This is a genomic window from Thioclava sp. ES.031 (genome assembly GCF_002563775.1).
Classification (GTDB): Bacteria; Pseudomonadota; Alphaproteobacteria; order Rhodobacterales; family Rhodobacteraceae; genus Thioclava.
The window spans coordinates 2800106-2827039 of the sequence record NZ_PDJO01000001.1 but is presented as its reverse complement, the minus strand read 5'-3'; the positions used below and the strand labels follow the sequence as shown (position 1 = coordinate 2827039).

Genomic DNA, 26934 nt, shown 5'->3' with positions numbered 1-26934 from the left:
CCCGCAGGGGGTTAGAGACTGGAGGAAAACACATGGACGACAAGGAACGCCAGGGCAACCCGGCCGCCAATGCCGCCCTCAGCCGCCGCGGGTTCCTCCGCGCAGGGGCTGCGGTCGGTGCGATGGCCGCAGGTGCTGGTGCCGCGCGCGCGCAAACTCAACCCGATCCGTTGATCACCGAAGTTCAGTCTTGGGCTTCGGGCTGGGGCGACGGGGTCGATGCGACCCCCTACGGCCTGCCGATCGAATTCGAAGATGACGTCATCCGCCGCAATGTCGGCTGGCTGACGGCGGATACGATTTCGTCGATCAACTTCACGCCGATCCACGCCCTCGACGGCACGATCACCCCCACCGGCTGCGCTTTCGAGCGTCACCACTCGGGCGCGATCGAGCTGAAGAAGGAAGACTACCGCCTGATGATCAACGGCCTCGTCGATAAGCCGCTGGTCTTCACCTACGAGGATCTGGAGCGTTTCCCGCGTGAGAACCGCACCTACTTCCTCGAATGTGCGGCGAACTCGGGCATGGAATGGGCTGGTGCACAGCTCAACGGTGCGCAGTTCACCCAGGGCATGATCCACAACATGCAATATTCGGGCATCCCGCTGCGGACGCTGCTCGAAGAAGCGGGGATCACCAATCTCGGCGACCAGATCAAGGACAAGTGGGTCTATGCCGAAGGCGCCGACGCGTCCTCGAACGGCCGCTCGATCCCGCTGGAGAAAGCGCTCGACGACTGTCTCGTGGCCATCAAGGCCAACGGCGAGGCGCTGCGCAAGGAGCACGGCTATCCGGTGCGCCTCGTGGTTCCGGGCTGGGAAGGCAACATGTGGGTGAAGTGGCTGCGTCGCCTCGAAGTCACCGACGAGGCCGTGCAGTCGCGCGAAGAAACCTCGAAATACACCGACACGCTCGCCGACGGCACGTCGCGCAAGTGGACCTGGGTCATGGACGCCAAATCGGTCGTCACCTCGCCCAGCCCGCAGATGCCGATCAAGCACGGCAAGGGCCCGCTGGTCATCACCGGCATGGCCTGGTCGGGTCGCGGTCACATCACCAAGGTCGACGTGTCGATCGATGGCGGTGCGAACTGGCAGGAAGCCCGTCTGGCCGAGCCGGGCACCGACAAGGCGGTCTCGCGCTTCTACCTCGAGATCGACTGGGACGGTTCGGAGATGCTCCTTCAGTCCCGCGCTACCGATTCCACCGGCTACGTTCAGCCGACCAAGGACGCGCTCCGCGCGATCCGTGGCGAGAATTCGGTCTATCACAACAACGGTATCCAGACCTGGTGGGTCAAGGAAAACGGGGAGTCCGAGAATGTCGAAGTGTCGTCGTAATCTGCTGCTGGCCACGCTTCTGGCCGCTCCGCTCGTCGCGACGCCCGCCCTGGCCGAGAAATACGGTCTGGGTCGTGAAGCGCTGCCCGAGGAAATCAACGCCTGGACCGTCGAGGTCTTCCCCGATGGCAAGAACCTTCCCGAAGGTTCGGGCTCGGTTGCCGATGGTGAGAAAATCTTCGCCGACAACTGCGCGGCGTGTCACGGCGACTTCGCCGAGGGCGTCGACAACTGGCCGAAACTGGCCGGGGGCGATGGAACGCTGGCCGACAAGGACCCGGTGAAAACCGTCGGTTCCTACTGGCCCTACCTGTCGACCGTCTGGGACTATGCGCACCGCTCGATGCCGTTCGGCAACGCGCAGACGCTGACCGTCGACGAGACCTACGCCATCGTCGCCTACATCCTCTACTCGAACTATCTCGTGGATGACGATTTCGTCCTTACGAAGGATAACTTCCTCGACGTGGAGATGCCGAACGCCGATGGGTTCATCGTGGATAACCGCGATGAGGTCGAAGTGCCGAAGTTCTCGGAAGCCGCTTGCATGAGCGACTGTAAGACCGACGTGCAGATCACCAAGAAGGCGACCGTTCTCGACGTGACCCCCGATGAGGGCAACGGCGAAGACACGGCGGCTGCCGATACTGCGGCTGAAACCGACACTGCCGAAGCTCCGGCGCAGGACGCTCCGGCGGCTGCGGAGGAAGCCAAGGCAGAGGCCGCGCCGGCGGAAAGCCTCTCGGCTGACCCGGAGCTGGTCGCAGCTGGCGAGAAGGTCTTCAAGAAGTGTAAGGCCTGCCACCAGGTCGGCGAAGACGCGAAGAACCGCGTCGGTCCCGTGCTCAACGGGCTGATCGGGCGTCAGGCCGGGACGGTTGACGGCTTCAAATACTCGAAGTCGATGACCCTGCACGGCGAAGACGGTCTGGTTTGGACTGAGCAGACGGTCGAGGAGTATCTCGCCGATCCGAAGGGCTACATTCCGAAGAACCGGATGTCCTTCGCCGGTCTGAAAGACCCCGAAGACGTCAAGGCGGTGCTCGCCTACATCGAGAGCCAAGGTGGCTAACACCCTCCCCGGGCGGGGGCTTCGGTCCCCGCTCACTTAAACCGTCAGGGGCCTTCCGCCTGATCGTGTTTCGACGCCCGCGCTCCCCGCGGGCGTCTTTTCATTTGGGCGCCGGTGCCGGGGGCTCTCCCCGCCGGGCTTGCAGCCCGCCTCCCCCCGGGGCTATCTGGACCAAAGCGAAGGGGGCAGGAATGGATCTGGAAGCACGCGCGCGCGAATTGTTCGACATCGGGGTGAAGACGGCCGACCCGGCAGCGGGGGTGACCCGCGCGATGGGATGGGCGATGGACACCCCGCCGGGGCCGGGCGGGCGCTGGCAGGTGATCGCGCTCGGCAAGGCGGCGCTTGCGATGACTGCCGCGGCGCTCGACGCGCTGCCCGCGGAGGCGCAGGCGCTGGTCGTCACCAATCCCGAGAATGCCGAAGCGGCGCCCCCGCGCGCGGGCGTTACGCTGATCGCGGGCGACCACCCCGTGCCGGGAGAGGGCAGCGAGCGGGCAGGGCGCGCGATTCTGGAATGTCTGCAGGGCTGTGGGCCGGAGGATCGCGTTCTGGCGCTGATTTCCGGCGGGGGCTCCGCGCTGGCTGTGGCGCCCGCCGAGGGGCTGAGCCTGTCGGACAAGGCCGAGGTCAGCCGCCTGCTGCTTGGCTGCGGTGCGGACATCACGCAGATGAACCTGATCCGCCAACAACTGTCCCAGCTCAAGGGCGGCGGCTGGCTGCTTGCCAGCGCGGCCCCCGTGACGGGACTGATCCTGTCCGATGTGCCCGGCGACGATCTGCGCGTGATCGCCTCTGGTCCCACGGTCGAGCCGATCGGCACGCGGGCCGAGGCGGCGCAGCTCTGTCGTGATCTCGGGATCTGGGAGGCGCTGCCCGCCCCTGTGCAGGCGCATCTGGAAGCCTCCGGCGCCGAGCCCGCTTTGCCCGCCGCCCGCAACCGTCTGATCGGGGCGAACGGGCTGTCGGTCGCGGCGATGGTCTCGGCCGGGGCCGAGGCGGCGCCCTTCGCGCTCGACGGGGATGTGGCCGATCTTGCGCCGCAGATCGTGGCTCTGCTGCGCGATATGCCCGCAGGCGCTTTGGTCATGGGCGGTGAGACCACCGTGACGATCAAGGGCGACGGGCGTGGCGGCCGCAATCAGGAACTGGCGCTGCGGGTGGCTTGCGCGGCAGAGGCGGCCGGGATCGAGGGTGCATGGCGCTTCCTCTCGGGCGGCACCGACGGCCGTGACGGGCCGACGGATGCGGCGGGCGGTCTGGTGGGGCCGGAGACCTGCGCGGCGGCGCGGGCGGCGGGCGTCGATTGCGATGCGGCGCTTGCGCGCAATGACAGCTATCACGTCCTGCAGGCGGCCGATGCGCTGCTGATGACGGGGGCAACCGGCACGAATGTGGCCGATCTCGCGGTTCTGGTGAAAGGCTAGCTTAGCCGCGCTCTGCTTCGGCAGAGCGCATCATCGGGCGCAGGCGGAGATAGGTTTCGCGAATGGCTGCGACGGTGATGATCGCGAGAGCGAGGGTGTCGAAAGCAACCATGCGTGTTTTCCTCGTAACGAAGCCTGAGTGGCGCAGCCTGATCGGCGGGCGCCCTCGGAGCCTCGGCAAAGATTGAGGCACGAAAAAGGCAGGATCACGACGATTGCGGGCCGCGCCCGCTCAGCGTTCGAGGATCAGCGTGCCGCGCGCAAATTCCACCTTCGCGAAACGGGTGAGATAGGTCATGCCCAGAAGCGAGGTATCCATCGAACCGCGATTGACCACGGCGCGCAGGTTGCTGTCGTGGATCGGTCCCAGATCGAAGCGCTCCAGCCGCACCGGCGCGGTCGCGACGATGCCATTGGCGGTGCGCGCCTGCCCGATATAGGCGAGATCGGAAGTGTTGATGCCCGCGCGCTCGGCGGCGCGTTGGGTCAGCACGATCTGGCTCGCGCCGGTATCGACGACGAAGCGGATCGGCGTGCCGTTGACCTCGGCGGTGAGGTAGTAATGCCCGTCGGGCGCTTGCGGCACCTCGATCCGGCCATCGCGCATCACCGCCTGATCGGGGATCGTCACTTGCCGCTGGATATCGGTCCAAAGCCCGACCGCGGCGAGCGTGCCGAGAAAGATCAGCCCCCAGATCGCGGCCTGTTGCATGGTGCGACCGGGACGGCGGCGGATCTCCAGCACGAAATACCCGCCCACGGCGACGAGCAGGAGGCTCAGATAGACTAGCCGTCCCCAGTTTTCGCTGATGATCGTCTCCACCATGATCCTCGTTACCCCTACCGATCTCTTTCAGATAGGTCCGCGCAGGTGACTTTCCCAGAGGGCGGATTGCCTCAGCTTGTCGGGACGCCGCCCATCAGCCCCGCACCGTGCAGCCCGTCGAGGATGAACTGGATCGCCAGCGCGGCCAGCAGCATCCCCAGAAGCCGGGTGACGACCATCGTGCCGGTGCGCCCCAGCGCGCGCTCGATCGGGGTGGCGAGCAGGAACATCACCAGGACACAGCCCAGCACCAGAAGCATCATGGCGATGATCGCCACGACATGCAGCCAGTCGCCGCCCTCGCGCCCTGCCAGCAGGATCATCGTGGCCATCGCGCCGGGGCCGGCGAGAAGGGGCGTCGCCAGCGGGAAGACGGAGGGATCGGTCTCGGGATCGGCCTCGTGCTCCTCGCCCTGCGCCTCGCGGCGCTTGGTGCGGCGTTCGAACAGCATGTCGAGCGCGGTAAGGAACAAAAGCACCCCGCCCGCAATGCGGAAGGCGGGCATGGAGATACCGATCCCGGCGAGGATCTTGTCGCCGAAGATACCGAACAGCGTCAGCAGCACGGCGGCGATGATGAGCGCGCGGAAGGCGATACGCAGACGTGCGCGGTGGCTTTCGCCCAGCGTCAGCGCGATGAAGACCGGGGCCAGACCGATCGGGTCGATGATGACGAAAAGCGTCACGAAAGCAGTGATGTATTCGGCACCGATCACGTAGGGGCATCCCTTCCAAGTTTCGCGGGCGAGCCTAGCGTGATCCCGGGTCCCCCGCCAGCCCTTCCCCGGCGTCTTCGGGAGAGGCTTCGGCGGGCGGTTCGGGCGGCGCTGAGGGCAGGGCGGCGCGGATCTTCGTGGCCAGGCTCGCAGCCCCTCCGGCGAGGCGCGGATCGTCCACCGCCTCGGCCAGATCGAGCAGGTGATCGAGCGCCGCCAGCTCCTCGCGGGTCAGCACCAGAGGCGGCAGGCCCACGGCTCGGCGCAGGATGTAGCCCACGCCGCGCTCGCCCTCGACAGGCACGCCATAGGCCGAGATTTCGGCCATGTCGCGCCAGATCGTGCGGGCGGAAACGCCCAGCCGCTCGGCCAGGTCGCTGGCGCGATGCATCTTGCCGTCGCGCAGGATGGCGATGATCTGTTGCAGCCGCTCGTCGCGGGTCATGGGGCTCTCCCGTCGGGTCGCTAGAAGGGTAACGCGAGGGAGGGCAACTGACAATGAACTGTCAGTAATCTGCCCCTCAAAGCGCCGTTTGGGCGGAATCGCTCTAGGATTGAGGCCCGCATGATCCTAAAACTCGGGACCGACATAAGGCGCGGGCGGCGGGCCCGTGACCAGAGGAGAGACAACAATGCTCAACAATATCGGCCTTCCCGGCCTTCTTCTGATCGCCGTCGTGGTTCTGGTTCTTTTTGGCCGCGGCAAGATTTCCTCGCTCATGGGTGAAGTCGGCAAAGGCATCACCGCCTTCAAGAAAGGCGTGAGCGACGGCTCGAAAGAAATCGAGGACGGCACCGTCGACGAGGCACGTGACGTGACCCCGGCTGACGAAGTCCAGAAAGAAAAAGACAAGGCCTGAGCCTGATCGCATTCGGGGTTTGCGGGCCGTGGCCCGTTTGCCTTTGCGTCCTCAATCGGCCGGAGGCCTGAGCACTCATGTTAGACATCGGTTGGAGCGAGCTTCTGCTGATCGGCGTCGTGGCGCTGATCGTGGTGGGACCGAAAGACCTGCCCAAGATGTTCCACCAGCTTGGCCGCATCACTGCGAAGGCCAAGGCGATGGGGCGCGAGTTTTCGCGGGCGATGGAAGATGCGGCGAAGGATACCGGGCTCGATGAAGCCGCGGGCTCCGTGCGCGATCTGAAATCGCTGGCGTCCAAGAAATCGCTCGGGCTCGACGCGCTGGAAAAAGCGACCGACGCTTTCGAGAAATGGGAGCCGGGCCGGTCCGAGAGCGGGAAGACCTCGCTCAAGCCCGATCCCGAGGCGGAGCCGCCCAAGCCTGAGGCGAGCCCGGCCGAGACGGCCAAACCCGAGACATCCAAGACGGCAAGCAAGCCGGCGGCCAAGCCCGCTGCGAAGAAAGCCGCGCCGAAGACCGCAGCCAAGACTGGCGCCAAGACGACTGGCACCAAGACGGGCACTTCGACCGCAGCGAAATCCAGCGCCAAGCCGGCAACCAAATCGAGCAGTAAACCCGCCGCGAAAACCGGTGCCAAACCGGCGGCCAAGAAGACGGCGGCGAAGAAACCCGCCGCGAAGAAGGGTGACGCATGAGCGACAATAACGAGATCGAGGAAAGCTCGGCCCCGCTGATCGAGCACCTTGCCGAACTGCGCACGCGCATCCTCTATTCGCTGGGGGCCTTCATCGTCGCGATGGTGGTCTGCTACACGGTCTGGAACCCGATCTTCAACTTCCTGACCCGTCCGGTCTGCTCGGCACTGGAATCGCGCGGCGAGCAATGCGGCCTCTACCTGATCAAACTGCAGGAAGGCTTCTTCGTCGCGATCAACATCTCTTTCCTCGGCGGTTTCGCCCTGGCTTTCCCGATCATCGCCTATCAGATGTGGCGGTTCGTGGCGCCGGGCCTCTATCGCAATGAGAAGAACGCGTTCCTGCCCTTCCTGGTCGCCTCGCCGGTGATGTTCTTCCTTGGCGCGGCGTTCGCCTATTACATCATCCTGCCGCTGGCCTTTAACTTCTTCCTCGGCTTCCAGCAGGGCGAGATCGGCGCGACTTCGGGCGCGAACGAGATGGCCGCGATCGGCTTCCAGGGCTCGGTGCAGGAATATCTCAACCTGACGATCAAGTTCGTCATGGCCTTTGGGATCTGTTTCCAGCTGCCCGTTCTGCTGTCGCTGATGGGCAAGGCGGGGCTCGTGTCCTCCGAAGGTCTCGGCAACATGCGCAAATATGCCGTGGTCGCGATCCTCGTGGTGGCGGCGATCGCCACGCCCCCGGATGTGATCTCTCAGGTCATCCTGTTCACGGTGGTCTATGGTCTCTACGAAGTGTCGATCCAGCTTGTGAAACGGATCGAGAAGACCCGTGAAGCCCGGATGCGCGCCGAAGGCACCTGGATCGACCCCGACGAATGGGACGATGACGAGGACGAAGCGGGCGATGACGACGCGGACGAGAAGGACGGCAAGGCATGAGTGACGCGGCGCTGACCCGCATCGCCTCGGCGCTGGAGCGGCTCTCGCCCGCGCCGCAGCCCGCGCCGGACTTCGCCTCTGCCGACGCCTTCATCTGGCACACCGCGCCGGATCGGCTGGAGCCCGTGGCGCAGGTGAACCGCGTCGATCTGAGCCTGCTGCACGGCATCGACCGCTCGCGCGACACGCTGCTGGCCAACACGCTGCAATTCGCGCGCGGGGCGGCGGCGAACAATGCGCTTCTCTGGGGCGCGCGCGGGATGGGGAAATCTTCGCTCGTGAAAGCCGCCCACGCGGCGGCGGTGGCCGAGGGGCTGCCGCTGAAACTGGTGGAGCTTGCGCGCGAGGATCTTCCCTCCGTCGGCCGTCTGCTCGCGCATCTGCGCGACGCGCCCGAGATGCGCTTCATCCTGTTCTGCGACGATCTCTCGTTCAGCCATGACGATCAGCATTACAAATCGCTGAAAGCGGTGCTGGATGGCGGGATCGAGGGGCGGCCCGTGAACGTGATCCTCTATGCCACGTCGAACCGGCGCCACCTGATGCCACGCGACATGATCGAGAACGAGCGTTCGACCGCGATCAACCCGTCCGAGGCGGTGGAGGAGAAAGTCTCGCTTTCGGATCGTTTCGGTCTGTGGCTGGGCTTCCATCCCTGTAGCCAAGACGAGTATCTCACGATGATCCGCGGCTATTGCGACAACTACGGCGTGGAGATTTCCGACGAAGACCTGCGCGCCGAGGCCATAGAATGGCAGGCCACGCGCGGGGCGCGCTCGGGCCGTGTTGCATGGCAGTATTTCACCGATCTGGCCGGGCGACGCGGCGTCGCGCTGTAAGCGCGTCACGCCGCATCGTCTGAGGCGCGGGCGGGGGGCTTAGACCCCCAGCCGGTCGCGCAGCGCATACCACCACGACCCCGCGACCGAGTAGGGCACGCGGAAGGTGCGCCCGCCGGGGAACGGGATCCACGGCAGTTTCGCGAACGTATCGAACCGGGTCAGATCGCCGTTGATCGCCTCCGAAAGGATGCGTCCGAACGTATGCGAGCCGGTGACGCCGTGGCCGGAATAGCCATGCGCGAAATAGGTGTTCTGCCCGATCCGGCCCATCTGCGGCACACGGCTGAAGGAGAGCGCGAAATTGCCCGACCACGCGTAGTCGATCTTGGTGCCCTTCAGCTGCGGGAAGACCTTCTCGAGGTTCTTCCAGAGCTTCGCCTTGATGTCCTTCGGATCGGCCCCGCCATAGACCGTGCCGCCGCCGAACAGCAGGCGGTTGTCGGCGGACATGCGGTAATAGTCGAGGATGTAGCGCACGTCCTCGATGCAAACATCGGACGGCATCAACTCGTGGGCCTTCGCCTCGCCCAGCGGCTCGGTCGCCATCACCTGCGTCGAGACGGGCATCACGCGCCGCTCCAGCGTGGGCACGACATGGCCGAGATAGGCGTTACCACACAGCACCAGCGTCTTCGCGGTGATCTGGCCTCTCGCAGTCTTGATCACCGGGCGCGCGGCTTCGGTATCGACCGAGGTCACGGGCGACATCTCGTAGATCGTGCCGCCCAGTTTCTCAATCGCCGCTGCCTCGCCAAGCGCGAGGTTCAGCGGATGCAGATGGCCGCCCTTGTGGTCGATCATGCCGCCCGCATAGAGGTCGGAATTCGCGTGTTCGCGCATCTGCTCGCGGCTCAGCATCTCCTGGCTCTCGATGCCGTAGCTGCGCCAGAGCTTCCAGCGCGCTTCCAGCTCCTGCATATGCTTACCAGTGAGCCCCGCGAAGACGTTGCCCGGTTTCAGGTCGCATTGGATGTCATAGGTCGCAACCCGCTCGCGGATGATGTCGCCGCCTTCCATCACGAGGCCGGCGACGAAATTCGCGGTGTCCTGCCCGTAGCGGCTCTCGATCACGTCGAGGCTCGCGTTCAGCCCGTTCACCACCTGACCGCCATTGCGGCCCGAGGCGCCCCAGCCGATGCGTGCGCCCTCTACGACGGTGACTTTGTAGCCCTTCTCCGCCAGATGCAGCGCGGTCGAGAGACCCGAGAAGCCTGCGCCGACGACGCAGATATCGGCCTCCTGTTCGCCCACCAGTTCCGCGCGCAAGGGTGCCGGGTTGGCCGAAGCCGCATAGTAGCTGCCGGTATGGCTGCCGTCGCCCGCATAGGGGTGGGTCTGATGGGTCATGTCGCGCACTCGTCTGAAAGGGGCGTTTGGCTTTCGGTGCCACGCGCGCGCGCCAAGCGCAAGCGGGCTCAGCCCGCCCGCGTCAGCATCCCGAACAAATCGCGCGGATCGTCGGGGTCTGCCATAAGATCGAGCATCTGCGCGTATTCGCCCCCCTTCACGCGGTCATGGATGTAGCGCAGCGCGCTGAAATCCTCGATCGCGAAGCCCACGCTATCGAACAGCGTGATCTGTTTCGCGTCGCGACGGCCCTCGGCCTCGCCGCGCATGACTTTCCACAGCTCGGTCACCGGGTGGTCTTCGTCGAGCGCCTGAATCTCGCCCTCGATGCGGGTCTGCGGCGGGTATTCGACGAAGATCTCCGAGCGGGTGAGGATGTCGCGATGCAGTTCGGTCTTGCCGGGGCAGTCGCCGCCAATCGCGTTGATGTGGATGCCGGAGCCGACCATGTTGTCGGTCAGGATCGTCGCATACTGCTTGTCGGCGGTGCAGGTGGTGATGACCTGCGCGCCCTCGACGGCTTCTTCGGCCGAGCGGCACTTGGTGACCTTGAACCCCTGCGCGGTCAGGTTCTTCGCGGCCTTCTCGGTCGCCGTCGGGTCGATGTCATAGAGCCGCAGTGTGTCGATCCCGCAGATCGCGCGGAAGGCCAGCGCCTGGAACTCGCATTGCGCGCCATTGCCGATCATGCCCATGACCGTCGCGCCTTTCGGGGCGAGGTATTTGCCCACCAGTGCCGAGGTGGCCGCAGTGCGCAGCGCGGTCAGCATCGTCATCTCGGTCATCAGCAGCGGATAGCCCGTGGCGACCGAGGACAGCACGCCGAAGGCCGTCACGGTCTGGTGCCCGGTGCGGCCGTTTTTGGGGTGGCCGTTGACGTATTTGAAGCCGTAATTCTCGGCGTCCGCGGTCGGCATCAGCTCGATCACGCCCTCCGCCGAATGGCTCGCCACGCGCGGGGTCTTGTCGAAATCCGGCCAGCGGCGGAAATCCTCTTCGATATAGGCGGCGAGGTCGCGCATCACCTGTTCGGGGCCGATCTCGTTCACCAGCTTCATCATGTTGGCGACGGAAACGAAGGGCACGAAGGCCAGTTTGGAGGGGGCGAGAGGGGACATATCCATCAAAAGCTCCGTGTCATGCGGTCGAGAACGCGGCGGCCAAAGAGGCTGGCGGCGAGGTCGCAGAGCAGTTTCGCCGTGCGGCCGCGTTCGTCGAGGAAAGGGTTGAGCTCGACAATGTCGAGCGAGGTCACGAGGTCGCTGTCGCCGACCTCTTCCATGATCAGATGCGCCTCGCGGAACGTGGCGCCGCCCGGCACGGTCGTGCCCACGGCGGGCGCGATGCCGGGGTCGAGGAAATCGACGTCGAAGCTGACATGCAGCAAGCCGTTGGCTTCGCGCACGCGGTCGAGGAAGGCGCGCAGGGGCGCCAGCACGCCGGTCTCGTCGATGGCGCGCATGTCATGGACTTCCAAGCCGATCTGCTTGATGCGCTCGCGCTCCGCCGGATCGACCGAGCGGATGCCCATCATGCAGAAATTCCTCGGATCGATGCTGGCTTCCAGCGGCGGGAAGGCCTCGAAATCGGGCTGGCCGGTGACATAGGCCACGGGCGTGCCATGCAGGTTGCCGCTGGTCGTGGTCTCCAGCGTGTGCAGGTCCGGGTGCGCATCGAGCCAAAGGACGAACAAGGGACGATCTTGCGTCTTCGCATGCCGCGCGAGGCCGCTCAGCGTGCCCGCGGCCAGCGCGTGATCGCCGCCGATGAAGATCGGGCGGTCATGGGTCTGGGCGGCGTCGAACGCCGCCTGCGAGAGCGCCTCGATCCAGGCACGGGTTTCGGCCAGATCGTGGATCGCGGGGTTCTTGTGCGGCACCGGCTCTTGCGGGGGGATCGACAGGTCGCCCAGATCATCCACCTCCCAGCCCAGCTCGGTCAGGATGTCGCCCAGCCCCGCGATGCGCAGACTGGCCGGTCCCATGATGCAGCCGGGTTGCGAAGCGCCAGTTTGAATAGGCGCGCCCAGAATCGAAACTGTGCGTGTCATCGAGATCTCCCTTGTTGGTCTTAGTCTGACGAAATGGCGCAGAGGTTTCGCTTGTCAATTTGCGCAAAACGGAACTAAATTTGGTCAATTCGACTAGGTAATTGATCAAAACGGAGGGGAAATGCAGCTCGACGATACGGACCGCGCGATCATGGCCGCGTTGCGCGCGGATGCGCGGCTTTCGATGACCGATCTCGCGCTGCAGGTGGGAGTGTCGCGCACCACCGCGCGGGCCCGGCTGGAGGCGCTGGTCGCCTCGGGGCAGATCCGGCGCTTCACCATCGAGACAGAGACCGATGTCGAGGGGCAGGTGCGCGCAATCACGCTGGTGGAGTTGCAGGGCAAGATGTCGCGCGCGGTGATCCGGGCGCTGCACCGCATCCCTGAGGTGACGACGGTCTTTGCGACCAATGGCAACTGGGATCTGGTGGCGGAGATCCGGGCCGAGACTCTGGGCGAATTCGACCGGGCCTTGCGCGATATTCGGGAAATTCCGGGAGTGCTCAACAGCGAAAGCTGTCTGCTGCTTGCGCCTGTCGCGGGTTGAGCGGGCAGGGCGTGCGGGCGGGCCGAAACATCTCCGGCCCGCCGCGCAAAATCAGTTGAGGTAGGGCATCGGATCGACGGAATCGATCCCCTTGCGGACCTCGAAATGCAGATAGCCCTGATCGCCGGACGCGACCTTGGCGATGGTCTGGCCGCGCTTGACGCTCGCGCCTTTTTTCACCGTGATGCCGGTCACGTTGTAATAGACCGTCACCAGATTGTCGGGATGCTTGATCGCGAGGAAGGCGACATCGTCGGTGTCCTGGCTGATCAGCAGCACGGTGCCGCTCTCGGCGGCTTTCACCGCCGTCCCGGCCGAAGCCGAGATATCCACGCCGTCGTTCGAGCCCTTCTTGTAGGGGCGGATGATCGAACCCGGCACCGGCATCGCCATCTTCGACGTGTCCGACGCCTTGGTGCGATCGGTGCTCATGTCCGGGGTCTGCGTCTTGACCGGCGCAGAGGCTTTCGGCGGCGTCTTGTCGGGCAGGGGCTCCGCCGCGGAGGGCGGCACCGGGGTCGGCGAGCCGGTGCCCGGCGCTGTCGTGGCCGTCGCGGTCTCGACCCTCGCGGGCTGGCGGTTCGACGCGACCGGGATGATCAGCACCTGACCTTCACGCACGCGCAGGTCGTTGGGCAGCCCGTTCCATTCGGCCAGCGCCTTCACCGGCACCGAGTAGTAGCGCGCGATCGAATAGGCGGTCTCGCCGCGTGCTACCTTGTGACGGATCGGCTCGGCGCTGTTGGTGGAGACCGGAGCCGAGGCCGGGGTCGATTTGGCGGGCTGGTTCGCCTGCGCCTTGTCGATCGCGTTCGAGGCGAGCGAGGTGATGTCGATCGTCTCCGAGGTCAGTGCGCTGGAGTTGCCCGGCGCCGCGGAGCCGCCCGTGGTTGCGACCTTGTTGGGCAGAGCCAGCACTTCGCCCGCGTTCAGCACCGCATCGGGGGCGACCGCGTTATAGCGGGCCAGCGCGCCGGGATCGGTGCCGATCCGCTGCGCGACGGAGTTGACCGTATCGCCGCGGCGCGCCACGACGACCTGATAATTCGGGTAGGTAATGATGCCCTGCGCGTTCGGGCGCGGGCGATCCTGCACCGCCTGCCGGGCGGCGGCGCTCGTGTCGAGCCCGCCATTGCCATAGCCGCGCATGTCCAGATCGAACCCGTTCGGGTTACAGGCGGCCAACGCCGTCAGCGCGACGCCACCTGCCAGGATCAGCCGCAGCCGGGAAATCTTCGTTGCCATCCGCTCGTCCTCACTGTCTCTCAGACCTCTTCGGGGTCCGTTCTTACCTGCCACTCAATCGTTTGCCACGCCCTCGACGAGGGGGACAAAACGCACCGGGCGCAATTCTTCGTAATCGAAACCCGTCTCGAGCCGGCGCACCCGGATCAGGCTTTGCACCGTGTCCGACTGGCCCACGGGTAGAACCATGATACCCCCGATCTTCAGCTGGGCCAAGAGTGGCCCGGGAGGGTCTTCCGCAGCGGCAGTCACGATGATTCGATCAAAGGGCGCCTGATCGGGTAGCCCGTGCGAGCCGTCCCCGGAAATCGCGACGATATTGGTGAGCCGCAGCGCGTTAAAGACGCCTTCGGCCTCGCGCACCAGCCTGCGATGCCGGTCCACGGTATAGACGCGGCGGGCGAGCTGGCTCAGGATCGCGGCCTGATAGCCCGAGCCGGTGCCGATCTCGAGCACGGTGTCGCGCGGACCCACATCGGCAGCTTGCGTCATCAGTCCGACAACCGAGGGTTGAGAGATCGTCTGCCCGCAGGCGATGGGCAGGGGCATGTCCTCATAGGCGCGGTCGGCGAAGATGCCGCGCACGAACTGGCCGCGGTCGATCCCCTCCATCGCGTGCAGGGTGCGCGCGTCGGTCACGCCCTTGGAGCGCAGCGCGAAGAGGAACCGCATCTTGCGCTCGGCCAGATCCTCTTCCGCACCCTCGCTCATCCCAGACGGGCCTCCAGATCGGCGATCACGTCATGCGCGGTCAGATCGGCGCGCATCGGCGTGACCGAGATATAGCCGTCGAGATTGACGGCGGCATCGGTGCCCGGCTGCGTCGGCGTGTGTTGCGGGCCGCCCTTGATCCAGAGGAAACGCCGTCCCGAGGGCGCGTGATGCGCCTCGGTCGAGAAGAAGCAATCCTTGCGGAAGCCTTGGGCCGCGACCTTGTGGCCTTTGACGTTTTTGGCCAGCACCGGCGGGAAATTGACGTTGTAGAAGACCCGGTAATCGCCATCGTCCCAGATGCCCTGATCGATCAGCTTGCGCACCAGCGCCGCGCCATGGACCCGGGCTGCCTCGAACATGTCGGGGGCGTTGAAGACCTCGGGGCCGATGAATTGCGACAGGGCGATCGCGGGCACGCCTTGCAGCGCCGCCTCCATCGCGCCGCCCAATGTGCCGGAATAAAGCGCGTTATCGGCGGAGTTGTTGCCCCGGTTCACGCCCGAGAGTACCAGATCGGGCCGCTGCTCCTCCAGCACGTCGTACAGCCCGGCCATCACGCAATCGGCGGGGCTGCCTTCGGCTGCGAAACGGCGCTCTGCCAGTTTCGAGATCATCATCGGCCGGGTGTAGGAGATGCAATGGCCCACGCCCGATTGCTCGAAGGCCGGCGCGACCGTCCAGACCTCGCCATCGGGGCCTGCAAGTTCTTCGGCGATCTCGCCCAGAACGGCCAGTCCCGGTGCGTCGATCCCGTCGTCATTGGTGATGAGAATACGCATGTTGCCCCCAGTTCGCCGTCGCGTCACCCGATGCTTACCGTGCGGCGGATGAAGGGTAAAGCGGGGGCGGGCGACAGCGCGGATGTGTCGCCAAAGCGCCGCAGCCGAAGGCCAATTCGGCGGCGCTTTGGTTGCGATCAGAGCGTGTCGAGGATGCGCCGCGCTTCGGCATGGCGATCGGCCAGCGCGTCGCGATCTTCGCCGGGGAAGAACCGTCCGCGCAGCGCGGTCGCCATCGGCGCAGGCTCCGCAATCACCACGCGCGGCCCGATCTTCACCGTCTCGGCCTGCCACGACCGCATCATCGCCATCTGCGCGGCTTTCGTCGCCCCATAGATGCCGAAGAATTTCTGGCCCGCACGCGGATCGTCGAAGGCCAGCGCGGTGCCTTCGCGCGCAAGCAGCAGCGGCTCCATCTGCCCGATGAGCTGCGCGGTCGCGGTCACGTTCACCTTGACCGAATTGGCCAGTTCCTTCGCGTCGATATGACCCGTCGGCGAGAGCGGCGCGGCATGGATCGCCGTGTGCACCCACAGATCGAGCCCGCCCCAGCGCGCGCCGATCGACTGTGCGAGATGCGCCATCTGATCGGGCTCGGTCACGTCGAGCGGACCGAGCGAGGCGGAACCGCCCTTCGCCTGAATACGGTCGTCGAGCTCTTCCAGCGCACCGGTGGTCCGTGCGACGGCCATGACATGCCAGCCGTCTGCGGCCAAAGCTTCGGCGATCGCCCCGCCAAGGCCACGCGAAGCGCCTGTGACAAGCGCCAGTTTCTTGCCCTGAGAAGGGTCTTGGGTCTGATCCGTGCTCATGGCGCATTTCTTGCCACCACGCCCGCCGTCGCGCAAGCGTGCAGATGCACGTCCCACGCCTTTCCCGCTGTTTTGCAAATTTGCCCGCGCGCGACTTTGTCAGCTTTGCAGTGCCGCGCATTGATAGGCTCGGTGCGTTGACAGGAAAGGGCGCGATGCGAAGGCTGCGATCATCAGAAACGTAATACGGACAATGACATGACCCTATCGCAAGCCCTTCTACCCTCGACCTCGTTGCCGACCCGCATCGCGATGATCCTGGCCGGGTCGCTCTTTATCGCTCTCTCGGCGCAGGCGAGCGTGCCGATGTTTCCTGTGCCGATGACGCTGCAGACTTTGGCGATCTCGATCGTTGGGCTCGCCTTCGGGGCGCGGCTCGCGGCTGCGACGCTGATCGCCTATCTCGTGGAAGGCGCGATGGGGCTGCCGGTCTTCGCCGATGGCAAAGCGGGCGCGATGGCGCTGATTGGGCCCACGGGCGGCTATCTCTGGGGCTTTGTTGCGATGGCGTGGATGACCGGTTGGATGGTCGAGCGCGGCTTCGATCGCGGGCTGTTTCGGCTGTTCATCGCGGCGCTGATCCCGGCCGCGCTCCTCTTCGTGCCGGGCGTCGCGATGCTGCAGGTCGTGACCGGGATGAGCGTCGGAAAAGCCATTGTGCTCGGTGCTACGCCATTCCTGCTGGGCGGTGTCGTGAAAGCGGCACTGGCGGCGCTCGTCGTTGCGGGCGGCTGGTCGGTGCTGCGCAAGCGCGGCTGAGCCCTTGGCTCAAATCAAAGTGCCGCCCTCCTGACCGGGGGCGGCGCTACGCTTTGTCCTGAAGTCGCGCGAGGGCGGCGGCGCACATGCCCGCGCTCAGCCATTGGCATTCGGCACAGATCGTCTGATGCACATCGGCGGGCAGGGCGGCCATCCGCTCCAGCGCCTCGCCCCATGTCAGCACATCGCCCGGCGCAATCTCCATCGCCTCGGCATGGGCCGCGTCCAGCCGGTCGATCTTCGCCTGCGCGGTGCAGCCCGATCCGCGCCGCGACGGGCAGGGGCCGCAGATGTCATCCGCCGCATCCACCACTTCGATCTCCACCGCCGCGCCGTTCCGGTGCCGCAACCGTCCTTCGACGATCTCGGTCATATTCGCGGTGAAGCGATCCGAATATCCTTTCCCCTCGAAGCCAAGCGAGCAGAGGAAATGATGCGGGCGATATGTCAGGCGATCGGTGATGTCTTCGCTCTTGGGCAAATATCCCGGGGGATGAATGGCGCAGCCAGAAGGGGGCAGCGCCCCCTTGTCCCGGGTATCAGAATAGAAAACGGGCCGGAAGGTCTCCCCTCCGGCCCGCAATGATTTGGCTTACGCTCAGCGCTTGGCGATATCGACGTAATCGCGATAGGTCGCGCCGGTATAAAGCTGACGCGGGCGACCGATCTTGCCGGTCGGATCCTCGATCATCTCTTTCCACTGCGAGATCCAGCCGACGGTGCGCGAGAGCGCGAAGATCGGGGTGAACATCGAGGTCGGGAAGCCCATCGCCTCGAGGATGATGCCCGAGTAGAAGTCGACATTCGGATAGAGCTTCTTGGAGACGAAATAGTCGTCCTCCAGAGCGATCTTCTCGAGTTCCTTGGCGACCTGAAGGGTCTCGTTATCGTGGATGCCGAGCAGGTCGAGCACCTCGTCCGCCGATTCCTTCATGACCTTCGCACGCGGGTCGAAGTTCTTGTAGACGCGGTGACCGAAGCCCATCAGGCGGAAGGGGTCATCCTTGTCCTTGGCGCGCTTGATGTATTCCGGGATCTGATCGACGGTGCCGATTTCGCGCAGCATCTCGAGGCAGGCCTGGTTGGCGCCACCGTGGGCCGGGCCCCAGAGGCAGGCGATGCCGGCTGCGATACAGGCGAACGGGTTCGCGCCCGAGGAGCCTGCCAGACGCACGGTAGAGGTCGAGGCGTTCTGCTCGTGATCGGCGTGGAGCGTGAAGATACGGTCCATCGCCTTCGCGAGCGCCGGCTCGATCTTGTAGTCTTCGGCCGGGACCGAGAAGCACATGTGCAGGAAGTTCTCGGCGTAGCTCAGCTCGTTCTTCGGATAGACGAAGGGCTGACCGATCGAATACTTGTAGGCCATCGCGGCGATCGTCGGCAGCTTTGCGATCAGGCGGATCGAGGCGACTTCGCGCTGCCACGGGTCCGAGATGTCGAGGCTGTCGTGATAGAAGGCCGAGAGCGCGCCCACGACGCCGACCATGGTCGCCATCGGGTGGCTGTCACGGCGGAAGCCCTGGAAGAACTGCTTCATCTGCTCGTGGATCATCGTGTGACGGGTCACGCGATATTCGAAATCTTCCATCTGCTGCTTGCTCGGCAGTTCCCCGTAGAGAAGCAGGTAGCAAACTTCGAGGTAATGCGATTCCGAGGCGAGCTGGTCGATCGGGTAGCCGCGATACAGCAGCTCGCCCTTGCCACCATCGATGAAGGTGATCTTGGACTCGCAGGCTGCGGTCGAGGTGAAGCCCGGATCGTAGGTGAAGACGTCGGCTTGACCGTAGAGCTTGCGGATATCGAGCACGTCGGGACCAGCCGAGGGCGAGAGCACGGGAAGCTCATAGGTTTGTCCGTCAAGCGAGAGCGTGGCGGTCTTCGAGTTGTCTGCCATGTAAATTCCCTTTCATCCTCCGGCTGGGCCGCGCCGGTCTATCGCGTCCGGACAGGCGTCCGGAGAGGGCGGCCAGGCCTCAGGCCGCCTGATCGTCGAGTCGTGCCAGAGTCTCCTCTCGGCCCAAAACGAGCATCATATCGAATACGCTGGGGGTAGCCGCTCGCCCCGCCAAGGCCGCCCGCATCGGAGCAGCGACCTTCCCAAGGCCCAGTCCGTGCGCTTCGGCAACCTGTCCGACGGCGGCTTCCAGGTCTTCCCGCGACCAATTAGCGCGTTGCAGCGCAAAGGTCAATTCACTCAGTATACCACGGGATACATCATTGAGCGCCTTGGCCGCTTTCTCCTCGATCTCGATCGGGCGCTGCGTCAGCGAGAAATGCGCCTTTTCAAGGAGTTGCGGGAGCATTTTCGCCGACCCCTTCACGACGGGGAGCGTGCGCAAAAGCGCAGATTTCTGTGCGTCACCCAGCGGCGGTTTTTCTGCAGCTGCGAGATAACCCTCGATTTCGCGCAGCAATTCGGCCTCATCGGTGATCGCGATATGCTGGCCGCAGATATTTTCGAGCTTCTTGAAGTCGAGCCGCGCCGGCGCCTTGTTGATGCCGGTGATGTCGAACCATTCCTTCGCCTGGTCGTCGGTGAAGAATTCGTCGTCGCCATGGCTCCAGCCGAGCCGCGCGAGATAGTTGCGCATCCCCGTCGCGGGATAGCCCATCGCCTGATACTGCTCGAGGCCGACCGCGCCGTGGCGCTTCGACAGCTTCTTGCCGTCGGGGCCGTGGATCAGCGGGATATGCGCGAAGGTGGGCACGTCCCAGCCCATCGCGCGATAGACCAGCATCTGCCGCGCGGCATTGACGAGATGGTCGTCCCCGCGGATCACATGGGTCACGCCCATATCATGGTCATCGACGACAACGGCCAGCATGTAGGTCGGTGTGCCATCAGAACGTAAACAAATCATGTCATCGAGCTGATCGTTGCGGATCGTCACCTCGCCCTGCACCGCGTCGGTGATCACGGTCGTGCCCTCGCGGGGCGCTTTCAGGCGGATCACATAGGGCGCATCCGGGTGCGTCGCGGGATCGGCATCGCGCCACGGCGAGGGGAACATCTGCCCCTTGTTCGCCGGATCCTCGCGGAAGGCCGCGATCTCCTCCTGCGTGGAGAAGCACTTATAGGCGTGGCCTTTCTCCAGCATCTGATGGGCGACCTCGGCATGGCGGGCCGCGCCCGCAGCCTGGCTCACCACCTCGCCGTCATAATCGAGCCCCAGCCATTCGAGCCCCTGCAGGATCGCTGCCGTGGCCTCGGGGGTGGAGCGTTCGCGATCGGTATCCTCGATACGGAGCAGGAATTTGCCGCCGCGCCCACGGGCATAGAGCCAGTTGAACAGGGCCGTGCGCGCACCGCCGATATGCAGATAGCCGGTGGGCGAGGGGGCGAAACGGGTGACAATCTGGTCGGACATGTCGGGACCTTTCTTCGCGGGCTCTTACCGGCCCGCGTTAACCTATCGGAAACCATCAAGCGCATAGGCTTTCTCGGCTCGATGCATAAGCAGGGACGGGGCCGAGGACAAGCATGGCGATCAATGCCGAACCCGGCGACTGGGCGCAGGCGGAGGGTGCGACGGGCGCGGGCCGCGCTCCGCGTCTGATCGCGGCGCTCTTCGGGGGCTCTCCGATCCGCTGGGCGCGCTGGCGCGGGCGCGCGCGCAGCTTTTCCTGTGGATGCCGGTGGCGCTAGGCGTCGGGGTCGGGGCGTATTTCTCCCTCGGGGTCGAGCCGGGATGGCCTATCTACCTGAGCACGCTCGTAATCTGCGCACTCTCGCTGACGCTTTGGCTGCGCGCTGCGGTGTGGTTTCGGCTGCCCGCGGCGCTGATCGCACTCGCGGCTCTGGGGCTGTTGCTCGCGGGGCTGCGCGCCCATCTCGTTGCTGCCCCGGTGCTGCAGTATCGCTATTACGGCCCCGTCAGCGGACGGATCGTGAAGATCGACCGCGCGCGGTCGGACCTGATCCGGCTGACGCTGGACCGGGTGCGGATCGACCGGATTCCGCCCGCCAAGACCCCGGCGCGGGTGCGGGTGACGCTGCATGGCGATCAAAGCCATTTCAGTCCCGAGCCCGGCACGCAGGTCATGCTCACGGCGAATCTCTCGCCCCCGCCGCCGCCAGCCGCGCCCCGGGATTACGATTTTCGCCGGACAGCCTGGTTCGACCGGCTCGGCGCGATCGGCTATACCCGCGCGCCGGTGCTGCGGGTGGCGCCGCCCGATCCCGGCGATTGGGCGATGGCGGCGCATCGCGCGCGGATGCGGCTCTCGGCGGCGATCCAGTCGCGGATCGCGGGCCAGCCCGGTGCGGTCGCGGCGGCGCTGATGACCGGCGACCGCTCGGGGTTGAGCGAGGCCACGCGCGAGGTGATGCGCCGCTCCAGCCTCGCCCATCTGATCGCGATTTCTGGGCTGCATATGGGGATGCTCGCGGGCTTCGTCTTCGGTCTGGTGCGCTACGGTCTGGCGCTGGCGGGGCGCCCCGCCCTGATCTGGCCTACGAAGAAACTGGCCGCCATCGCGGCGCTGATTGCGGCCAGCGCCTATCTCTGGCTCGCGGGGCCTGCTGTCTCGACCCAGCGCGCGTGGATTATGGTGTCGATCATGCTCCTCGCCGTGCTCTTCGACCGGCGCGCGCTGAGCCTGCGCACCGTCGCGCTCGCCGCCACGCTCCTCATGATCTGGCAGCCCGAGAGCTTGACCGAACCCGGCTTCCAGATGTCCTTCGCGGCCACCACTGCGCTGATCGTGGCGCTGGGGCCGTGGACCCGCGGGGCGCGCCATCTGCCGCGCCTGCTGCGCCCGGTGCTGATGCTGGTCGCGACCTCTCTGATCGCAGGCGCGGCCACCGCACCGATCGTGGCCGCGCAGTTTCACAGGCTCTCGGAATACGGGGTGCTGGCCAATCTCTTCGCCGTGCCCGCGATGGGGCTGGTGATCATGCCGATGGGCGTGCTCGCAGCACTGCTCGCGCCCCTCGGTCTGAGTGGTCCCGCGCTTTGGGCGATGGGGCAGGGCACCGCGTGGATCTTACGCGTAGCCGAGTGGGTGAGCGGCCTCGACGGGTCGGTTCTCGCGATCGTTCAGCCGGGACCGTGGGTGATCCCTTTGATTGCGCTTGGCGCGTTGGGGGCGATCCTGACGCGCGGGGCCGGGCGCAGTGCGAGCGTCGGTCTGATCCTTCTGGGCGGCGCCCTTTGGCTGCGCGCCGGCGCGGAGCGTCCGGCGCTACTGATCGCGCCCGAGGCGCAGCAGGTCGGTCAGATGACGCCGCTGGGCCGGGCGCTGTCGAAGCCGGGTGCGGGGTTCATCTCCGAGCGCTGGCTGGCGGCGGATGGCGACGAAGCCACGCTGGAAGTGGCCGTCGCACGCCCCGCTTTCTCTGGGCCGCGCGGCGCGCGGATTACGCAGTTTAGGCGCGCGCCGCTCTCCCATCTCACCGGGAAATCGGCAAAAGAGGCCCTGCCTGCGATTTGCGCGAAGGGCGGCATCGTCGTGATCTCCAGCAAGATCGAAGCGCCCACCGGCCCATGCGATCTGTGGGACGCCGCGCGCCTGCGCGACACTGGCGCGGTCACCATCAGTGCCACAGGCGAAGTCACGACGACCGCGCAAATCAAGGGCCGTCGCCTCTGGACGCGCCCCTGATCTTCGCTCTTTCCAAATATCCCCGCCGGAGGCTCCTGCCTACGCCACCGGCGCGACAAACGAAAAGAGCGCCCCGCAGGCGCTCTTTCCAAGGAATTCACCAAATCTCAGTAGCTGCGGATCAGCCCGACGAGCCGCCCCTGCACCTTCACCTGATCGTCGCGCAGCAGCCGCGTCTCATAGGCCGGGTTCGCGGCTTCCAGCGCAATCATCCCGCTGCGCCGGTAGAAGCGTTTCAGCGTCGCCTCATGTCCTTCGACCAGCGCGACGACGATATCGCCATTGTCGGCGGTACCCTGTTCGCGGATCACCACGACATCGCCGTCGTTGATCCCGGCTTCGATCATCGAGTCGCCTTTGACTTCGAGCGCGTAATGTTCCCCGCGTCCGCCCAGCATGGAGCCGGGGACGGCGACGTGATGCGAGACTTCCGAGATCGCCTCGATCGGGACACCGGCGGCGATCCGGCCCATCACCGGCAGTTCCAGCGCGTGGATCACATCGACCGGCATCGCGCCGCGCGGCGGGTCGGTCTTGTCACCCTCGATCACCTGCGGCGCGAAACTGCCAGCACTGTCGCCCGCGGGCGCGCCGAATTTCTTCTCCAGCGCCTCGGGCAGTTTCACGATCTCGATCGCGCGGGCCCGATGGGCGAGGCGGCGGATGAAGCCACGTTCTTCCAGAGCGGTAATCAAACGGTGGATGCCGGATTTCGAGCGCAGGTCCAGCGCGTCCTTCATCTCGTCGAAAGAGGGTGGAACACCGTCCTTCATCATCCGTTTTTGAATGAATTCCAGCAATTCCAGCTGCTTGCGCGTCAGCATCCGCGACCCTCCGTTCCCCGGTCAAGGCACATGTTCAAGGATTGTTCTACCCTTGTTCACGGGGCCTGTCAACGCCCGAGGCGGGCGCGGCTCAGTCCAGCGGCAGGATTTCGACGGTCTCGCCTGCCTTGCGCGGCCCATCGCCCAAGGGTCGGATCAGCAGGCAATCGGCCTGCGACAGGATACTCAGCATCGCGGAGTCCTGATTGTCGAAGGGCGTGACGCGGGGCAGGGGGGCGCCGGGTGCGAGGGTTGCGCGCATGTAATGGGTGCGCGGGCCGGTCGGGCCGGTATCGGTCGCGAGGATCGCCTCTTGCACGCGGCTTTCCGGCGGCAGACCCGCGAGCTTTCGCAGCATCGGGCGCAGGAACAGCTCGGCGCAGACCGTGGCCGAGACCGGGTTGCCCGGCAGGCCCAGCATGGCCGCTTCGCCGATCCGGCCCGCCATCAAGGGTTTGCCGGGGCGCATTGCGATCTTCCAGAAGCTGCGCTCAAGGCCCAGCTCCCCGGCCACTTCGCCCACCAGGTCATGCGCGCCGACCGAAGCGCCGCCCGAGGTCACCACCAGATCGGCGCCTTTCGCAAGGTCGAACACGGTGCGCAGGCTCTCGCGGTCGTCGCGCGCGATCGGCAGCATGCGGGCCTCGGCGCCCATGCGTTCGGCCAGTGCCGCGACGATGAAGCTGTTGGAGCAGATGATCTGGTCCGGCCCCGGCTCTTCGCCCGGCATCACCAGCTCGTCGCCTGTGGCGATGATCGCGACGATGGGGCGGCGGCGCACGGTGACCGCGGCCACGTTCATCGCGGCCAGCAGCCCGAGGTCGCGCGCGGTCAGCGGGCGGTCGGGGCAGAAGCTTTCGCCTTGCGCGAAATCCTGACCCTTGGGGCGGATATTGTTATGGGTTTCAAGCACGTGCGGCAGGGTGATCGTGTCGCCTTCACGCGTCACGTTCTCCTGCAGAACGACCACGCCATTCGGCCCCGGCACCGGTGCGCCGGTGAAGATGCGCACGGCTTGGCCCGGAGTCGGCGTGCCGTCATAGGCGCGACCGGCGGCGGCCTCGCCCTCGACGGTGAGCGTCGCGCCGGGCAGGTGGTCGGCCACGTCGATCCAGTAGCCATCCATCGCGGAGCCCGAAAAGGGGGGCTGGGTGAGCTGCGCCGTAGCGGGCTCCGCCATCACGCGGCCAAGCGCATGGCGCAGGCTCACGCGTTCGGTGCCCAGCGGCTCGACCAGTGCCAGAACCTTTTCCAGCGCCTCTTCGACGGGCAACAGGCTCATGATGCGCTCCCTTCGGCCTCGTATTTGCCGGATTTCCCGCCGTCTTTCAGCACGACGCGGATACCCTCGATCTGCATGGATTTCTCGACCGCCTTGAGCATGTCGTAGACCGTCAGCGCCGCCGCCGAGACCGCCGTCAGCGCCTCCATCTCGACGCCGGTCTGGCCGGATGTCTTCACGGTGGCGCGGATACGCACGCCGGGCAGCGCCTCGTCGGGCTCCAAGTCCAGCGTGACCTTGGTGATCGGCAGCGGGTGGCAGAGCGGGATCAGGTCGGAAGTCTTCTTCGCGGCCATGATGCCCGCGATCCGCGCGATGCCCAGAACGTCGCCCTTCTTCGCGGTGCCCTTCAGCACATAGTCCAGCGTCTCGGGCAGCATCACCACGCGGCCCTCGGCCACGGCGATGCGGTCGGTCACCTCCTTATCGGAGACGTCGACCATATGGGCCTGACCGTCCTTGTCGAAATGCGACAGGCTCATGCGACCTCCAGAAGCGTCCGGGTAGCGCCTGCGACATCGTCCTGCCGCATCAGGCTTTCGCCGATCAGGAAGCGGCGCGCGCCGACCTCGGCCATCGCGGCCATGTCGTCGCGGGTGAAGATGCCGCTCTCGCAGACCAGATCGCGGCCTTCGGCGAGGATGCTCGGCGCGAGTTCGCGGGTCACGTCGAGCGTAACCTCGAAGGTCTTCAGGTTGCGGTTGTTCACGCCCAGAAGCGGCGATTTGAGATGTTTGAGCGCGCGTTCGGTCTCGTCTATGTCATGCACTTCGACGAGCACATCCATGCCCCAACCGAAGGCTGCGTCTTCCAGCTCGGCAGCCAGATCATCCTCGACCGAAGCCATGATGATCAGGATGCAATCGGCACCCCATGCACGGGCTTCCGCGACCTGATAGGTGTCATAGAGGAAATCCTTGCGCAGAGCGGGCAGCGAACAGGCCGCGCGCGCCGCACTCAGGAATTCCGGCGCGCCCTGGAAAGAGGGCGTGTCGGTCAGCACCGACAGACAGGCCGCGCCACCGGCCTCATAGGCCTTGGCCAGCGCGGGCGGGTCGAAATCGGGGCGGATCAGCCCTTTCGAGGGCGAGGCCTTCTTGATCTCGGCGATCAGCCCGTAGCCCGTTTCCGCCTTCGCGGTCAGGGCGTTGGCAAAACCGCGCGTGGGCGCTTGCGCCTTGGCCTGAGCTTCAACTTCGCTCAGCGGGCGCGCGGCTTTGGCCGCTTTGATCTCTTCCAGCTTATAGGCTTTGATCTTGTCGAGGATCGTGCTCATCCGGCGACCTCCTGCGTGATGCGGGCGAGCGTTTCCAGCGCGGTCTTTGCCTTCCCGCTGTCGATGCTTTCGGCGGCCATTTCCGCCCCGGATTTCAGGTCTGCGACCTTATCGGCCACGACGAGCGCGGCGGCGGCGTTGAAGATCACCGCGTCGCGATAGGCCGAAGCCTCGCCATCCATCAGCGCGCGCAGGGCGGTGGCGTTCTCGGTCGCCGTGCCGCCGACCAGATCCTTGAACTTGTGCACGGGCAGGCCCGCATCCTCGGGGTGGATCTGCAGCGACTCGATGCGGCCATTTTCCAGCGCGGCGACCTCAGTGGTGCCGCAAATGGTGATTTCGTCGGTGCCGTCCGAGCCATGCACCAGCCATGCCTTTTCGGAGCCCAGCATCTGCAGCGTCTCGGCCATCGGGAAGATCAGGTCGGGCGCGAAAGCTCCGGTCAGCTGCCGCTTCACGCCTGCGGGGTTGGTCAGGGGGCCGAGGATGTTGAAGATGGTCTTGCAGCCCAGTTCCTGACGCACCGGCATGACGTGGCGCATCGCGGGGTGGTGGATCTGCGCCATCATGAAGCCGATCCCGGCCTCGGCCAGACCGCGCTCGGTCGCCTCGGGGCCGGCCATCACGTCGATGCCCAGCTCGGATTGCACATCCGCCGTGCCCGATTTCGACGAGGCCGCGCGGTTGCCGTGTTTCGCGACCGGAACGCCCGCGCCCGCCACGACGAAGGCCGCAGCCGTCGAGATGTTGAGCGTGTGCATCCCGTCGCCGCCGGTGCCCACGATATCCATCGCGCCTTCGGGGGCTTTGACCGGCACGCATTTCGCACGCATCGCGGCGGCAGCTGCGGCATATTCCGACACGGATTCCCCGCGCGCCCGCAGCGCCATCAGCAGCCCGCCGATCTGTGCCGGCGAGGCTTCGCCGTCGAACAGCAACTGGAATGCCATTTCGGCCTGCGCGCGGCTCAGCGGGCCTTCGCTTGCGGCGAAGATCAGCGGCTTCATCGCTTCGCTCATCGGCTGGC

The 26934-nt window shown here is 65.8% G+C and carries 29 protein-coding genes; 11 read left to right on the top strand and 18 right to left on the bottom strand.

What is annotated here, in order from left to right; genetic code table 11:
• The first annotated feature begins 32 nt into the window (after positions 1-32).
• From soxC to AXZ77_RS13440, 3 genes are all read left to right on the top strand, one after another.
• A complete protein-coding gene (soxC, locus tag AXZ77_RS13450; RefSeq protein WP_098411537.1) occupies positions 33-1343 on the top strand; it encodes a sulfite dehydrogenase in 1311 nt (436 codons plus the stop codon).
• Complete coding sequence (locus AXZ77_RS13445; protein WP_098411536.1) at positions 1324-2415, top strand: c-type cytochrome; 1092 nt, start codon at positions 1324-1326, stop codon at positions 2413-2415. The genes soxC and AXZ77_RS13445 overlap by 20 nt, the downstream gene beginning before the upstream one ends.
• Before the next feature lie 191 nt (positions 2416-2606).
• Positions 2607-3842 (top strand): glycerate kinase, encoded by a 1236-nt coding sequence (locus AXZ77_RS13440; RefSeq protein WP_098411535.1) that lies wholly within the window; start codon positions 2607-2609, stop codon positions 3840-3842.
• 232 nt (positions 3843-4074) lie between these two features.
• Here the strand turns inward: AXZ77_RS13440 and AXZ77_RS13435 are convergent, their stop codons facing one another.
• From AXZ77_RS13435 to AXZ77_RS13425, 3 genes are all read right to left on the bottom strand, one after another.
• Positions 4075-4668, bottom strand: coding sequence for a TIGR02281 family clan AA aspartic protease (locus tag AXZ77_RS13435; protein ID WP_098411534.1), 594 nt, complete (start codon positions 4666-4668; stop codon positions 4075-4077).
• Positions 4669-4739: 71 nt separating this feature from the next.
• A complete protein-coding gene (locus AXZ77_RS13430; protein ID WP_078547797.1) occupies positions 4740-5384 on the bottom strand; it encodes a MarC family protein in 645 nt (214 codons plus the stop codon).
• Between the two features lie 34 nt (positions 5385-5418).
• Entirely contained in the window at positions 5419-5829 is a 411-nt protein-coding gene (locus AXZ77_RS13425) for a YafY family protein (protein WP_098411533.1), read from the bottom strand.
• 187 nt (positions 5830-6016) lie between these two features.
• Here AXZ77_RS13425 and AXZ77_RS13420 point away from each other — a divergent pair, with 187 nt between their 5' ends.
• From AXZ77_RS13420 to AXZ77_RS13405, 4 genes are all read left to right on the top strand, one after another.
• Positions 6017-6244, top strand: a complete 228-nt coding sequence (locus AXZ77_RS13420) for a twin-arginine translocase TatA/TatE family subunit (RefSeq protein WP_078520142.1) — start codon at positions 6017-6019, stop codon at positions 6242-6244.
• A gap of 77 nt (positions 6245-6321) precedes the next feature.
• A complete protein-coding gene (tatB, locus tag AXZ77_RS13415; protein WP_098411532.1) occupies positions 6322-6942 on the top strand; it encodes a Sec-independent protein translocase protein TatB in 621 nt (206 codons plus the stop codon).
• Positions 6939-7826 (top strand): twin-arginine translocase subunit TatC, encoded by an 888-nt coding sequence (gene tatC, locus AXZ77_RS13410; protein ID WP_078571945.1) that lies wholly within the window; start codon positions 6939-6941, stop codon positions 7824-7826. The genes tatB and tatC overlap by 4 nt, the downstream gene beginning before the upstream one ends.
• Positions 7823-8665: an ATP-binding protein gene (locus tag AXZ77_RS13405; protein WP_098411531.1), complete on the top strand. Its 843-nt coding sequence runs from the start codon at positions 7823-7825 to the stop codon at positions 8663-8665. Before tatC ends, AXZ77_RS13405 begins: the two co-directional genes overlap by 4 nt.
• 39 nt (positions 8666-8704) lie before the next feature.
• Here AXZ77_RS13405 and AXZ77_RS13400 read toward each other — a convergent pair whose 3' ends face one another.
• The 3 genes from AXZ77_RS13400 to rocF form a co-directional block, all read right to left on the bottom strand.
• Positions 8705-10015, bottom strand: a complete 1311-nt coding sequence (locus AXZ77_RS13400) for an FAD-binding oxidoreductase (RefSeq protein WP_098411530.1) — start codon at positions 10013-10015, stop codon at positions 8705-8707.
• Between the two features lie 68 nt (positions 10016-10083).
• Positions 10084-11133: an ornithine cyclodeaminase gene (locus AXZ77_RS13395; protein ID WP_098412557.1), complete on the bottom strand. Its 1050-nt coding sequence runs from the start codon at positions 11131-11133 to the stop codon at positions 10084-10086.
• Positions 11134-11138: 5 nt separating this feature from the next.
• Positions 11139-12065, bottom strand: a complete 927-nt coding sequence (gene rocF, locus AXZ77_RS13390; RefSeq protein ID WP_098411529.1) for an arginase — start codon at positions 12063-12065, stop codon at positions 11139-11141.
• Positions 12066-12186: 121 nt separating this feature from the next.
• Here rocF and AXZ77_RS13385 point away from each other — a divergent pair, with 121 nt between their 5' ends.
• Entirely contained in the window at positions 12187-12612 is a 426-nt protein-coding gene (locus AXZ77_RS13385; protein WP_078520136.1) for an Lrp/AsnC family transcriptional regulator, read from the top strand.
• Positions 12613-12663: 51 nt separating this feature from the next.
• Here AXZ77_RS13385 and AXZ77_RS13380 read toward each other — a convergent pair whose 3' ends face one another.
• The 4 genes from AXZ77_RS13380 to AXZ77_RS13365 all read right to left on the bottom strand — a co-directional run bounded on the left by AXZ77_RS13380 (position 12664) and on the right by AXZ77_RS13365 (position 16162).
• The gene (locus AXZ77_RS13380; RefSeq protein WP_098411528.1) at positions 12664-13857 is read right to left on the bottom strand and encodes a LysM peptidoglycan-binding domain-containing protein; all 1194 of its coding nucleotides are present in this window, start codon (positions 13855-13857) and stop codon (positions 12664-12666) included.
• 54 nt (positions 13858-13911) lie between these two features.
• A complete protein-coding gene (locus tag AXZ77_RS13375; protein WP_098411527.1) occupies positions 13912-14568 on the bottom strand; it encodes a protein-L-isoaspartate(D-aspartate) O-methyltransferase in 657 nt (218 codons plus the stop codon).
• A complete protein-coding gene (surE, locus tag AXZ77_RS13370; RefSeq protein WP_078520133.1) occupies positions 14565-15350 on the bottom strand; it encodes a 5'/3'-nucleotidase SurE in 786 nt (261 codons plus the stop codon). Before surE ends, AXZ77_RS13375 begins: the two co-directional genes overlap by 4 nt.
• Before the next feature lie 137 nt (positions 15351-15487).
• On the bottom strand, positions 15488-16162 hold the full coding sequence (locus AXZ77_RS13365) for an SDR family oxidoreductase (protein ID WP_098411526.1): 675 nt from the start codon (positions 16160-16162) through the stop codon (positions 15488-15490).
• 198 nt (positions 16163-16360) lie between these two features.
• On the opposite strand from AXZ77_RS13365, the gene AXZ77_RS13360 reads away from it, so the two are divergent.
• Positions 16361-16921 carry a biotin transporter BioY gene (locus tag AXZ77_RS13360; protein ID WP_098411525.1) on the top strand — a complete coding sequence of 187 codons (561 nt, stop codon included), beginning with the start codon at positions 16361-16363 and terminating at the stop codon, positions 16919-16921.
• A gap of 46 nt (positions 16922-16967) precedes the next feature.
• Here AXZ77_RS13360 and AXZ77_RS13355 read toward each other — a convergent pair whose 3' ends face one another.
• The 3 genes from AXZ77_RS13355 to gltX form a co-directional block, all read right to left on the bottom strand.
• Positions 16968-17402 carry a DUF1284 domain-containing protein gene (locus AXZ77_RS13355; RefSeq protein ID WP_255266500.1) on the bottom strand — a complete coding sequence of 145 codons (435 nt, stop codon included), beginning with the start codon at positions 17400-17402 and terminating at the stop codon, positions 16968-16970.
• Between the two features lie 117 nt (positions 17403-17519).
• A complete protein-coding gene (gene gltA, locus AXZ77_RS13350) occupies positions 17520-18815 on the bottom strand; it encodes a citrate synthase (protein ID WP_078520131.1) in 1296 nt (431 codons plus the stop codon).
• A 79-nt stretch (positions 18816-18894) separates the two neighbouring features.
• Positions 18895-20289 (bottom strand): glutamate--tRNA ligase, encoded by a 1395-nt coding sequence (gene gltX, locus AXZ77_RS13345; RefSeq protein ID WP_098411524.1) that lies wholly within the window; start codon positions 20287-20289, stop codon positions 18895-18897.
• A gap of 113 nt (positions 20290-20402) precedes the next feature.
• Between gltX and AXZ77_RS19620 the strand changes: the two genes are divergently transcribed.
• Entirely contained in the window at positions 20403-20567 is a 165-nt protein-coding gene (locus AXZ77_RS19620) for a hypothetical protein (protein ID WP_176536042.1), read from the top strand.
• Positions 20552-22525, top strand: a complete 1974-nt coding sequence (locus AXZ77_RS13340; RefSeq protein WP_098411523.1) for a ComEC/Rec2 family competence protein — start codon at positions 20552-20554, stop codon at positions 22523-22525. Before AXZ77_RS19620 ends, AXZ77_RS13340 begins: the two co-directional genes overlap by 16 nt.
• A gap of 107 nt (positions 22526-22632) precedes the next feature.
• Here the strand turns inward: AXZ77_RS13340 and lexA are convergent, their stop codons facing one another.
• From lexA to trpD, 5 genes are all read right to left on the bottom strand, one after another.
• Positions 22633-23349 carry a transcriptional repressor LexA gene (gene lexA, locus AXZ77_RS13335; RefSeq protein WP_098411522.1) on the bottom strand — a complete coding sequence of 239 codons (717 nt, stop codon included), beginning with the start codon at positions 23347-23349 and terminating at the stop codon, positions 22633-22635.
• A gap of 91 nt (positions 23350-23440) precedes the next feature.
• The gene (gene glp, locus AXZ77_RS13330) at positions 23441-24625 is read right to left on the bottom strand and encodes a gephyrin-like molybdotransferase Glp (RefSeq protein WP_098412555.1); all 1185 of its coding nucleotides are present in this window, start codon (positions 24623-24625) and stop codon (positions 23441-23443) included.
• 2 nt (positions 24626-24627) lie between these two features.
• Complete coding sequence (gene moaC / locus AXZ77_RS13325) at positions 24628-25113, bottom strand: cyclic pyranopterin monophosphate synthase MoaC (RefSeq protein ID WP_078520127.1); 486 nt, start codon at positions 25111-25113, stop codon at positions 24628-24630.
• Positions 25110-25907 carry an indole-3-glycerol phosphate synthase TrpC gene (gene trpC, locus AXZ77_RS13320; protein ID WP_098411521.1) on the bottom strand — a complete coding sequence of 266 codons (798 nt, stop codon included), beginning with the start codon at positions 25905-25907 and terminating at the stop codon, positions 25110-25112. The genes moaC and trpC overlap by 4 nt, the downstream gene beginning before the upstream one ends.
• Positions 25904-26926 carry an anthranilate phosphoribosyltransferase gene (trpD, locus tag AXZ77_RS13315; protein WP_098412554.1) on the bottom strand — a complete coding sequence of 341 codons (1023 nt, stop codon included), beginning with the start codon at positions 26924-26926 and terminating at the stop codon, positions 25904-25906. Before trpD ends, trpC begins: the two co-directional genes overlap by 4 nt.
• Positions 26927-26934 lie beyond the last annotated feature (8 nt).